The organism is Paenibacillus sp. FSL R7-0272 (assembly GCF_037969905.1).
GTDB classification, from domain to species: Bacteria; Bacillota; Bacilli; order Paenibacillales; family Paenibacillaceae; genus Paenibacillus; species Paenibacillus polysaccharolyticus.
Genome location: NZ_CP150221.1, coordinates 5,809,323 through 5,822,844, shown reverse-complemented (window position 1 = coordinate 5,822,844; position 13,522 = coordinate 5,809,323). Strand labels below are relative to the sequence as shown.

Below are 13,522 nucleotides of genomic sequence, written 5' to 3'. Positions count from 1 at the left end.
ATGAGTCAGACCGGATCTATTCCTACCGTTTCCATCTATGGTATCCCCTTTTCCAAACTAACGATGAAAGAAACGGTACAGGTGCTTGAAGAAGCCGTGTTGTCGAAACAGCCGCATCAGGTTATCACTGCCAATCCAATTATGGTTATGGCTGCGCTAGAAAATCCCGCAATTATGAAGGTGATGAAGGATGCGGAGATGATTGTTCCGGACGGAACCGGCGTAGTATGGGCTGCAGGCTACTGCGGTGATCCTGTAGCAGAACGAGTGCCCGGCTTTGAACTTTTACATGAATTGTTGCGGGTTGGAGAAAACTATCGGTGGGGCGTGTATTTGCTTGGTTCGACTCCTGAAGTGATTCAAGAAACGGCAGTTCGGTTACAACAGCAGTATCCGGCTATTCGTATTGTCGGTTATCGCGACGGTTTCTTCGGTTCGGCTGAGGATGAGCAGGTTGTAGCTGCGATACAGCAGGCTGCACCTGATCTGTTATTTGTCGCTCGCGGTGCGGATACCCAAGAACCCTGGATTCACAAGCATAAGCATGCGTTGCAAGTTCCTGTCATGATGGGGGTTGGCGGTAGCTTTGATGTGATCTCTGGCAAAAGCAAACGGGCACCTAAACTGTTCCAAAAGTTAAGACTGGAATGGTTCTATCGTTTGCTTCGTGAACCTAGCCGGGCTGGACGGATGCTTGCGCTCCCGAAATTCGCATTGAAAGTGATGCGGGACAAAGAAAACGTGACAAAAGTCCGTTAAAAACAGGTAATTACGAGATAAATGCTTGTTTTTGCTAGAAATTGAGGATAGCTTTTCAGAAATGATCAGCGTATAATTCATTCCGGCACATACGTGTGTCACTCGAATGAAAACAATCTTTGATTGCACTAGGCACTCCAGCTAAAGGAGCTGTTACACTTCATTACTACGATTGCAAGAGAACCTTCGATCGCCCTTATCCCCAAATTTCTATTTATCCTTGTTCAAGGATGAAATTCGGTGATAAAAGCGAACGCTTCGCTTCTACAGGTTTTCCCTTGCACTCTTCGTATCGTGTAACTGTTGCCTCAGAATCAACAATAAATTTTCATCAAAAGTGAAAAACAATGTTTCTTTATATATAGAAAAAGAGAACAGGGGATTTATAATTTTTCTGAAGGTATTATAATTGGGGGTCGAATGTTCAAATGGTAGCGATCTTTATCATTGGATTTCTGGTGTCAATGGGACTTGCTTTAGCTCTTACACCACTTGTTAAAAAGTTCGCAGTCCGCATCGGTGCAATGGATACACCGAATGCACGTAAAGTGCATACACGTATTATGCCGCGTCTTGGCGGATTGGGTATTTTTCTGGCATTTATTATTACGGTTGCTGCGCTGCTTCCGTTTGTCTCCGCTTGGTTTACAACTCGCGATATGAGTTTTGTCAGTGCATTTCTGGTCGGAGGCTCCATCATTGTATTGATTGGTGCGCTGGATGACCGTTTTGAATTGTCTGCCAAAGTGAAACTGCTTGGACAGATCGTGGCTGCGTCCGTCGTTGTATTTGGATTTAACATCCGCGTAGACTTCGTGAACATTCCGTTTCAGGATGCGTATTCTTCACTCGAAACGTGGGTGTCTATTCCGCTGACGATTCTGTGGATCGTTGGTGTAACCAACGCGATTAATCTGATTGACGGACTGGATGGTTTGGCTGCCGGTGTATCAGGGATTGCCATTGGTACCATTGCAGTGATGTCTTTCCTGATGGGTAATACGATGATTGCTCTGATGTGTCTGGTATTGCTCGGTAGCATTATCGGGTTCTTGTTCTTTAACTTCCACCCAGCGAAAATATTCATGGGAGATACCGGTTCACTATTCCTTGGTTTCTCCCTGGCGATGCTTTCGATGCTCGGATTTAAACAGATTGCAGTCGTGTCCTTCATTACACCGCTGATTATTATCGGTGTACCGCTCTCGGATACTTTGTTCGCGATTATTCGCCGTGCGGTGCAACGGAAACCGATCTTCTCACCGGATAAAGGTCACCTGCATCATTGCTTGCGTGAACTTGGATTCAGCCATCGTCAGACCGTACTGATTATCTATGGTATTGCTGCGTTCTTCGGTGTGCTGGCTATTATCCAGTCTTCGGCTGCGATGTTTGAAGCCAACTGGGTAACCTTTGTTGTGATCTGTATCATGATGTTCTTCCTGCAAGTTGGGGCAGAAGTCATTGGACTTGTAAGTAAAACGAGAAAACCAGTGATTAACTTCCTGATGCGTATGCGCGTGAAGCTTAATCCACAGACCCGTTCGAAATCCTAAAAAATTATTTCGTTTCCTGCTATCGTTCAATATTCTAATATTAGACCCTTGCCTTATCCCGATTGGGATAAGGTTTTTTGTTTTTTTTGAGATTTTTACTAAATAATTGGAACCTTTTTGCCGATAAATACTGGTAACTGACTTAAAAAGAGGAGAGATGATACGTAATGCAACAAAAGAAACGGCCGTTGATTTGGATCATGTTGGTCACCATGGTGCTCTCGTTGTTCCCACAAGGTCTATTCGGTGGGTCCGTTGCTTCGGCTGCCAACGCACTGACTACCTACTTTACACCAGATAATACCGCGATTAGTCAAACGGCGGATTTGAACATTGAAGACTCAGCAAATGCTAGATTTTTGACTCGGGATCGAGCTTATCAGACGACTCAGGGGACAATTACAATAACAGGTGCATACGCTTTTGTATCCAAAGATACGATGCGTGTCAAAGTCGAACAGCTTAACTCGGTTAGTGCACCGAGCAACAAAACGAAATGGGAGCCTGATGCTACCCGTTCCAATACCACTGCAGTAACTGCGAGTACGAGCGGTAATAACAACTTTACGGCAAACAACATCACCTTGTTTCCGGGTTTTAACCGGATTACCTTCACAGGAACTCAAGGATCAGTAGAGCGTTCAGATACGTTTTATGTGCTGTATGATCAGGTTCCATTTATCCAGGATTTTAAAATTTTTACGGACCCAAGTACAGGTTCCAATACATCCTATGGTTTGAATGAAGGTGCGCAGACAGTTGTCAATACACAGTTTGTGTCTGTTCAAGGTAAAGTGCAAAATGCAATTAAAGTAACTGTTTCATTGAATGGTGGAGAAGAACTCGATTCGTCTTTGCTTCAAAACGGAACATTTTTCACGCCACAGTTAAAACTGACTGCTGGTTTGAATAATCTGAAATTTAGAATTGCCAACGGTTCGGATTCTATCCTTACCGAACGTGCAGTTTATTACTACGACAAGGATCAGCCATTCTCTACGCTCAACGTTTCATTAACGAGCGGTGGAACTACAGATACGAAATCGCTACTGAACAATATCCCGACATTCTCGAATGCAGCTACCGAAGCCAAGCTTGAAGTTCAGATGGTGCTTCCTTATATCGCAAGCAATAGCTCATTTAAGGATTCAGGATCGTTCACAGTCAATGGAACAACGATGACGTTCAGCAACGCAACGGAAACCATTATTCCCGGTCCGGATGGGTCAACGCCTGAATACCGAATCATTACATTCACAACCGATAATGCGTATCCGTTACAAACATCAACCACAACACCAGCTGAAATTTTGAAGAATCAAACGGTTAACGCCGTTGTAGGGCATGGAACATTTAGCTCTGGATATCAAGGGAAGTTTACTTATGCTCCAGGTGTTAAAGCTATTACCAATATGTACTATCTTCCAGATTATAGTGGTGGTGCAGTAACCAATAAAGTACCACTGGACAATGCACAGATTGCTACAGCAGATTTTTATATTATGGTGGATTCTAGCCAAGCTATTGCAGGCGAAATGGTAAAAGGTGAATACCTCCCAACCGGAACAACCAAGTTGACGATTGAGGGAGCACCAACGGGAACGAATGCGCCTACCGGTCTTTCAAACAATCAAGCGGTCTACTTGGTAAAAAATGTGGCCAATGGCACGCAGAAAATTCGTTTTTATTATGGAAATCCTGATCCACATTATGATGTTACCGTATCGTATGCTGCCAAAAGCTATATTTACGTAGCCAACTTGTATGATGGACAGAACTATACATTCAATTCAAAAACGACCCAGTCCTTAACGGTCAATGGTGAGTTCGTTGGATTCAGTACACTTGTATCTCCTCCATTCACAAGTCAATTATTTGTGAATGGTGTAGCCAGAACTCCTGCTGGTTTCCCGGGCACTAACGGTAAGTTTTCCTTCCCGTTGACTATTGGGGGGACGGGAGAACTTGTATATGGAGAGAATACCATCACCATTACAGGCACGGATAAAGACGGTGCAGGTAAGACTAAGGTCATTGAGAAAAAAATCAGAATTTACATTTCAGACAGCAATGTGTCCAATATTGATAAATTCATGCCGGTCCCTGTTCCAACGGATGGTCGTGTGGAATTCAGCAAGGCAGATGTTAGTGTATACACCCCTGAAGAGATGGTCAATATCTTCAAAGTAACGCCGGACTTCATTATTCGTGATGGAAAGTATGTAACGAGTAAGGATAGATATGACCTGGTGTTTAAGGGTGGCGGTGCCACTATTGCAAATCTGTACTCTGGTTCCAAGCTGATCTACAGCTATCCGATTCCAGCAACGGATACAGGAGATCCAAACAAGGCAACTCAAGATGGTCATATTGCTGACTTTGCGGGGAATCAGGATGAATTCATGATTCGGATCAGGAACTATATCTTTGATGCACCAGGTAGCCATGTGTACACATTAGAGCTGATCAACAGCACGGGAGCCAGAACGACACAACGGTTGGAGATCTTAAGAGAACCATCTTCTTATCGTATCCTGTCTCCTGTAGCGACAGTAGGACAACAGATTGTCGTTAACAAAAACTATGTACATTTTGATATTGAAGCTGAAGGTGCAACACAAGTATTGATTGGTAAGGAAGCGGCTGTTAAACGTCCGGATATGGATAACCGTTTTGTCCTGGATTATGTAGGATTGTCTCCGGATAAAAACAATGCGATCAAAATCCAGATTACGCGAGAAGGCGGCAAGATTAACGATACGGTTAACGTGTTCTATACAAGCACCGTTGGAGTAGATGCACAGTATATGGCTCCGAAAGTGGCTAACAAATATTCTGCATTTAATAAGAAGCTGGAATTGTCGTTCCCGAAAGGAACCATTCTGCAATCAGCTTCCAAATCAAGCAGTGGTGTAATCAAGTTCTACCCGGACAACAAAATTTTGTTTGGTATTGCTGATCCGAAGGACGGCGTTCTGGAACGGAAAAATGACTACGGCTTTAATATTGGACAAGCAGATCCACGTAGTACGGGAGGGTTATCACCAATTACAGTCCCGACTATTTTAACAGAGATGTTTAACTCCAACCTGACGACAAGCAACTTCGTTCCAGTATCCGATACGTATTGGATTAATGGAGGAATTGGTGAGCTTGGGGATAAAGGGGCAAGCGGATATAAGCCAGGAACGAACGGAGTAACACCATACTCCCTGGAAGGAAGTTTTACACAATTCCCTACAGAACGGATTTTGGTACCTTCTAACCGTGGTACATTGACTCTTGCTTACGATCCATCGATTGTAGATGAAGTAGGTTCAACCATTAGCGTATTCCGCTACTCCGATAAGAGCAATATCGGACAGTGGGAACCCATTGGTGGAGCTGTGGATACCAAGAAACATACCGTTACCGTTTCTTTCGACGAGTTTGGTTATTACAAAGTTATGAAGCAAAGTAAGAGCTACCCGGATATTACGAATCACCCATGGGCAAGAAATATCCTGAATGCTCTGTATTCCAAAGGAATCATGAATAATTTGCGATTCAATGCATTTGGTGCAGATGATCAGACGACGCGTGGGGAGTTTGCTACCCTGCTGGTCAAAGGTTTGGATATTCCATTGAATTATTCGAATACACAGACCTTCTCAGACGTTTCTCCAACAACAAGAAGTGATACGTGGGATTATGCTTCCATTGAGACAGCAGCCAAAGCAGGTATCATAACAGGACTTAGTGATGGATTCTTTGGTGTGGAAGATCCGATTACACGTGAGCAAGCAGCAGTAATGATCGCTAGAGCAATGAGTATGAAACTTGCTGCCAATGATAGTAAGCTTGCAGGAACGTTGTCTAAATCTTTCCAAGACTCTAATCAGATTGAGTACTATGCCCGTCCTTCAGTGCAGGCTATATCCAAGGCAAAAATCATGGAAGGTAGTCCCGTGCAGGGCAATGCCAAATCATTCCTTTTCAATCCAAAAGGTAACCTGACTCGTGCTGAAGCAGGCAAAATTGCTGTGGAATTGTTCAAGAAAGGTACCAAACTTTTCCCTAAAACACTAAGCTAATTTATCAGATATGGAAATGTTTTAGGAAGAACCTGTCCCTTTAACAAGAAGGGGCAGGTTCTTTTTATGGGTAAATATGAGATTGTATAGAACGCATTTATAATAGAAGGAAACAGTTTTTTACCAATAACTATTTTTGTAATTTGCTAGAGATTAAGATACAATAGCGTTAAATACACAATGATCTAGAGGGTGAAGTTAGCTTATGAAACCGATTTATTCTAAGGCCCAACTGGGCTACATGAAGGCAAAGACACAGTTTGAGAAGCAGGCAGTCTTTCTTGAGAAAAAACTAGAAGATACACGTAAGACACAGGAGATTTCTCAGGAAGTGATGGAAGGGCTTGTTCAGACGACCGGCTTCCATGATGCGTATAATAATCTGGTTCTGGCGGAAAACGAACTGATCGAATGGTCTCATACCACAATGAAACATGAGAAGACGTATCGTGAGAACCGTATCGCGATTGATGACATGTATTTGAAACTTAATAGTGATCCTAAAATGCGTGCACAGATTATTGATTTAGCAATGAAAATTCGATAATCTACAAAATTGACACATGAAAGAGGGCCAATGGGCTCTCTTTTTTTATTTTGAATATTGTGGAATTTGTCGCTTCATTGTCAAAAATATGGGGTATAAATAAACGTCCAATGCGTTTCTGACTCCTTCATGTTGCAGGCAAAAAATCACCAAAGTGGCGCTACGACTGGTTTTTAGCACGCTAGAAACCCGCACTGCATCAATACATAAATAAATTCAAAACTTTTTTTGAAGAATGCGCAACTTTTTGAAATCTACTGCGTTTAAGATGTAGAGTCAAAAACATTGGGGAACTTACCAAGAATGACCTCGTGAAGAATCTTGTCTATTTATTAGAAAAAATTGCTTTACGGCACGAGAGACCCATTGTATAATACGTAAGGTAGGATTAGGAAACTACTCTATTTACGTGTGGTTCTATTATTATTCTAGGTAACAAGTTTCTGTGATATGCTCACAGACATCATTTATATTAACTTGCTCAGAACTCTGGAAAGGGGGTGCAACAATATATGAGGAACACGAGCGACCCTATTAAAGAAAATTCAAATGTTATGAACACCCAAGGAGGAGAAAAAAAGGTTATGAAGAAAATTTTATCCGTAGCATTGTCTACAGCAATGGCATTCTCAATGTTTGCTTCTGTAGCATTCGGTGATACAGCAGTTTCCCCGCAACAACAATTTGATGCATTGAAAGCAAAAGGTATCTTCGAAGGCTTCCCTAACGGTACAGCTGGATTGGATCAAGAGATGACTCGCGGTCAATTCGCAAAAGTTATCACTAAATTGCTCGGTTTGAAAGAAGTTACTGGTCAATTGTCATACACAGACAAAAACTATAACGCTAAAAACTGGGCTGTACCTTACATCGAAGCAGTAACTGCTGCGGGTATCATGCAAGGTAAAGACACAACTAAAAAAATCTTTGACTTCAACGGTAAAGTGACAATCGCTGAAATGGCGACTATCCTTACTCGTGCGCTTGACCTGGAAGTTCCAGCTGAAACAAACAACAGTGCTCCAGAATGGGCTAAAAAAGACGTTCAAGCAGCAATCAACGCTGGTCTGGTAGATGCTAACGCTAACTTCACAGCTAACGCTTCCCGCCAATTGCTGGTAGGTGCAGCTTATGCAGTGGATCAAGCTCAAAGCTTGAAAGTTTCTTCTTACGAAGTAAGCGAAGCTGGTAAAGTTGTTACTTTCAAAATCAGCGATGGTGAATCCGTTAAAGTAACTTTGGATAAAGCTCTCGAAGCTAACAAAGAAACTGAAGTGAAATTCACTTACAAAGAAAAGCAATTCACTGAAAAAGTTACTTACAAAACAACTGTAGCTCAAGCTGTAGCTTCTGTAACTGCTACAAACTTGAAAGAAATCACAGTTAAATTTGATGGTACTGTAGATCAAAATTCTGCTGAAAGCAAAAACAACTATGTTGTTAACGGTTTGACTTTCAAAAGCGCTACATTGTCCGATGACAAAACTACTGTAACTTTGTTGGTATCTGAAGGTAACACTTCTTTGACTAACCAAAGATCCACTAGTCTTCAAGTCAACAATGTGAAAAATGCTGACGCTTCTAAAACTATTACACAAAAAGTTGAGTTTACTCCACTTGATGTTGCAGTTCCAGAAGTAAAAGAAGTTAAAGCTTTGGGAACAAAAGCTTTCAAAGTAGTTTTCAGTGAGCCGGTTAAGGCTGAAACTGTAAACGCAACTTCTTTCCGTGTAGATAACAACGTAATTGCAGCTTCTGTAAAATACGTTTATCCTAACACTGCAATTGTAACAACTGATCTGACTACTGGTGATCACACATTGCGTGTGAGCGGCGTACAAGACTACTCTGGTCTTGCTATCGTTCCAGTAGAAAGCAAATTTACAGTAACTGAAGATACAGCTGCTCCTAAAGTAGTTGGTGTTAAATCCAATGACTTGAAAGAAGTAACTGTAGAGTTCGATGAAACAGTGAAAAGCGTTGCAAGTGCATATGCTAACACTTCAGGCAACACTGCTCAATCCATCGAAATCAATGACAACAAAGTTACATTGAAATTCAACAATCCATTGAATGTATCCGAGAACACAGTTTATCTGACTGCAGTTTCTGACTACAGCAATAACTCTGCTTCTGTTGATGCAAAAGTAACTCCAACATTGGATACAGTTCGTCCAGCTGTTGTTGATGCTAAATTCAAAATGGAAAATGGAAACTACATCGCTGAGATTCAATTCAGCAAATCTTTGAAAGTAGATTCCGCACAAAACCCTGAGAACTATGTTCTTAAAGATGCAGACGGTAAAGTAGTTACTGTATCTGGTTTGACTTCTAAAGGTTACCCAGTAATTACACCAAGTTATACTGATAACAACAAAACTGTTAAAGTTAACTTGGGAAGCAGCTTGAAATCTGATGCTACTTACACTCTGACTGTATCTGGTGTTATCGATACTGCTTACATCGGAAATGTATTGTTGCCTTACACTGCAACTTTGAACGCTAACACTGCTCAAAACGGTAGTGTAACACGTGTATGGTCTGATGTGCCTAACGGTGTTCGTTATGTGTATGTTCAATTCAACAAAACTTTGGCTACTACTGGTGACGGTAACGCATTGGATGCAGCTAAATATATGGCAATGAACGTTGATAACAACGGTGTTGCTACGACAACTGCTAAACAACTTGCTAAAGAGAACAATGATATCACATTGATCTCCACAAACACAGTTAGAATTGCTGTTACAAACAATACTGGCATCGATTGGGCACAGCCTGTTAAAGTGTCAGCAAGCTACATCAAAGATTCCGAAGGCAATTACTTCAACACTGGTAACTACACTGTAGGATCTAACGTTGGTACTGCGGATGTTAAAGCAACTACTGATGATGTATATGCTACTAGCCGCAATGAAGTTAAAGTTAAATTTAACACTGCATTGTCGAATGTTAACTTGGGAGACTTTGATTTGAACGGAATTAGCCCTACAAGCTACACTTTGGCTGATTCTAACAAAACTGTAGTTCTGAAGTTTGCTGATAACACAATTGCTAGTGATGTTGATGGTTATACTTTGAAAGCTACTAACCCTAGCACTCAAGATAGCTTCGGCAATAAACTGCAAGCTTTCACAGCACCTGTTAAAGATGGTATTGCTCCAACAGTAACTTTGGGTAATATCGTAAGACCTGCAAACACAAACACAATTACAGTAACTGTAAATGCGTCTGAAGAACTTAAACAAGATGCTAACTACAATGCAGCTTATATCCAAGATCTGTTCAGCATTGATGCTGGTAGCGGTGTAACTACAACAGTAAATGGTGTTTCTATCAGTCAAGATGGCAAAACAATTACTGTAACTGCAACTGTATCTGGTGCTACAGATGGTAAAGTAGCTACTGTTAAATTTGATGGTTCTAAAAATAAAGCAGCAAAAGCTATTACTGACCAAAACGGTAATGCTCTGGATGAGTTCTCATTCGGTAAACAGCTGTAATTCAGAACTTTCTAAACTCAAGAGGCTTGCATCATATTTGATGCAAGTCTCTTTTTATGTTTATCATCACAAACAGTTCAAGGATGAAGATTATTTAATATATAATAGTTACATTTGTAAGTTATGTTATAGGTATGTGAATGGATCTGAAAGGAATATGTCAAGTTACCCATAGGATTGTGAAGAAATAACAACATATAAGTGGCGTATTATAAATCTTAAAGCATAGATAAAATAAAATTAGATATTAGCTGTAATGTTTAATTCTTTTAATCACAACAACATCGTAACTTTCTTCCCTTCCCAAACGTTTATACTATATAGCAACAAGCAACTTATGGGAGGTTTGGAAGTGGATCAAAAGAAAATGGTTGTGAGCTTGCTCGCAAGTGCAATGTTGATCAGTTCAACGGTTGGTACAGTGATGGCTGCCAATACAACAACGAAATCATCTGCCAACAGTAGCGATAGTAAAACAACAACACCGAAAAAACAGGTTGTACATACCTTGGGGAACCTGGCCCCTGTTAAAGTGACTGCACGAAGTACTGTAAGATTAACGGATGTGAATATTCTGGCTCAGGATGATGGGAACGTCGTGACATATACGCTATCGTATCAGAATAATGACAGTAAACCTCTAATGATGATTGATTATTGGAGTAAGGTAAAGACGAGTGGAGGCACAGTGTTCTCCCCTAAACTGATCGCGAAGGATCAGGAAAAGAAATCAATTTCCCCTGGTTCCACGGTAGAACTGACTTATGTCATGAAAGCAGGACGTGAAGTAAAGATCAGTGACCTGAACTTCCTCATCGTGAAATGGGATTTTAGTCAAGCCAACTATGAGCGAACACTGGGCAAGTTTAATGTGCCCGCTTCCTATAGCATTACTACACCCGTGGGTAAACCAAAGACGGTTCGTCTGAGTGACTCTGCTGTGAAGGTTAAAGTTTCTGGCATCAAAGTCTATCCAGGTGAAGATAAGAAACAGTATGTGAAAATTGGTGTGAATTTAAACAATATTAGTTATAAATTATTGGAGAATCCAAATATCAAGTGGATTTTGCGTACACCAGGTGGAGCTAATTACCCGTTAACGCCAGATAAAGACAGTGCTACGGTGAGTATTCAAGCACAGGCGAACAAGTCTCTTGGTCTGATGGCTTCTCTTCCTACATCGGTGAAACTGCAAAAGTCTGAGTTGCTGCTTGTCGAAGAGCAGGGTGAAGAGAAAAGTGTGCTTCCTGTGGCCGCTTTGCAACTGCCTGAGGCAAGTAAAAGCAATGTTGAAGTAACGGCAAATCAGGCGAATATTATTTCGATTGATGGACAGCCTCTCTCGACGTTGCTGAGCTCATCCAGAGTGCGTGTAGAAGATGAGGAATATACGTTGAACATGCAGATGGTACTCAAAAACGAAGGGAAAAAGGCCATCAAGGTACCAACGTATTCCTTCGAAGTACGTACAGCCGATGGAACGATTAATCCCATTGAGACGAAAGCATTGGATAATTTAAAATTAAACCCAGGCGATATCAAAACGATTAAGCTGAGTGGAACATTCCAAGGGGATGGTGACACGAGCAAGATGAAGTTGTATGTGATGAGCCCTAAGGATAAGACCGAGGGCACGGATACGACAACGGCAACTCCAGCGAACGGATTGGTCTTCTCTTATCCTGTTGGGGTCTATATTTTGCCTGAATCACCATCTGGCGGAGATGCTCTGACTACAGAAACAGTCATCAAAAACAATAAAGGTACATTTGGCGTATCAATCGGTTCGTTACAACGTCTGCCGTGGTTGGATAGCGATATTATTGCCGCAAAGGTAACGATTCGCAATGCATCAACCAAAACGGTACAACTTCCTGAACTGGAAGCGATGTTTACAATAGATTCGGCTCAAATCGATGGAGATAAAAAGTTAATTTACACGCAATCCGGCAAACTGTTAGGCGCAGGTATGACAACTGAAGCTTATCTGTTAACTAAAATCCCATCGGATCTGCGGATGTCTCGTCTGGAAATCAGCTTGAATGAAAAGGTGAGTGAAGAAGAAACAAACGAATGGATTACACTTAATACTTCTGGATTCATCCAAGCAGTGTCCTATGTCTCTAACGGTAAAACGTACACATCCGGTTCGGGGGATAAAGAGACGGAAATGGGTGCTCGTAGAACAATTCGTTATCCAGGGGCATCATCCGATATCGTGTATACCGAATTTGAGATGACCAATAAATCACTCCGTCAGAGTGGACTTGGCAAGCTGGTAGCTTACTATAAATCAGCAGATGGTCAGTACTATAGAGCTACAGCGAAACAATCCGAGCGTCTACCGGGACCTGGACAAAAATCGATTGTAACCTTCTGGGCTAAATTGCCGAAATCCGTTACATTCTCTGACTTGAAGCTGGTTGTAGGTGAAGGGGTTGCTGATGGCAAGTTTGTAACTGGTGAAGGGGAAGCGACGGCTTACGTGAACGCTATGGCATTTGAGGTTCCGCCAGTCTCCATTAATGTGCAGACTTCCCTAAGTAATATAGACCTGTATCCGTATAACCTTACTGCCAATAGTGTACGTGCTTATCTGGCAGGCACCACGTCTGTACAGATTGAGATGAACTACACACTCACTCGTAACGAAGAGACAGAGATGGCTGAGAATGAACACAAACTGATTATTACATTCACTGATCAAACAGGGAAGACATATGAAAAAGAACTGACTGTGGGCACAGATATCAAGGTAGGTAAGAACCAAACTATTACATGGAGCATTGAGGATAGCATTTTCGAGAAGCTTCGTGGTGGTTCGTATCGTATTAGCCTAGATGACCAGTTCCAAGGACAGCGCATTCGTCTAGCAGAGCAAAGCTATGGTTACGATGTGACAAAACTTCCAAAGGAAGAACCGATCATTAATTTTGATTCTAAATGATTAGATTTTGAATTAAGGTTATGGAAAAGAAGCAGTATTTAAATTATGTACTGTATAGTAAACCTCGCTTCCCCATGCAGGAGAGCGAGGTTTTACTTGTCCCATCTGACCTTTTTCTCTATAGTTAAAGTTAATAG

The 13,522-nt window shown here is 41.6% G+C and carries 6 protein-coding genes; all 6 read left to right on the top strand.

Annotation, left to right across the window (positions count from 1 at the left end; genetic code table 11):
* Complete coding sequence (locus MKY23_RS25600; RefSeq protein ID WP_339833111.1) at positions 1-759, top strand: WecB/TagA/CpsF family glycosyltransferase; 759 nt, start codon at positions 1-3, stop codon at positions 757-759.
* 428 nt (positions 760-1,187) lie between these two features.
* Positions 1,188-2,315: an MraY family glycosyltransferase gene (locus tag MKY23_RS25595; protein WP_090922903.1), complete on the top strand. Its 1,128-nt coding sequence runs from the start codon at positions 1,188-1,190 to the stop codon at positions 2,313-2,315.
* Positions 2,316-2,482: 167 nt separating this feature from the next.
* A complete protein-coding gene (locus MKY23_RS25590; RefSeq protein WP_339833108.1) occupies positions 2,483-6,388 on the top strand; it encodes an S-layer homology domain-containing protein in 3,906 nt (1,301 codons plus the stop codon).
* A gap of 205 nt (positions 6,389-6,593) precedes the next feature.
* Complete coding sequence (locus MKY23_RS25585; RefSeq protein ID WP_090922908.1) at positions 6,594-6,935, top strand: hypothetical protein; 342 nt, start codon at positions 6,594-6,596, stop codon at positions 6,933-6,935.
* A 512-nt stretch (positions 6,936-7,447) separates the two neighbouring features.
* A complete protein-coding gene (locus tag MKY23_RS25580) occupies positions 7,448-10,438 on the top strand; it encodes an S-layer homology domain-containing protein (RefSeq protein WP_339833106.1) in 2,991 nt (996 codons plus the stop codon).
* Positions 10,439-10,790: 352 nt separating this feature from the next.
* Positions 10,791-13,385, top strand: coding sequence for a hypothetical protein (locus MKY23_RS25575; protein ID WP_154984745.1), 2,595 nt, complete (start codon positions 10,791-10,793; stop codon positions 13,383-13,385).
* Positions 13,386-13,522: the final 137 nt, after the last annotated feature.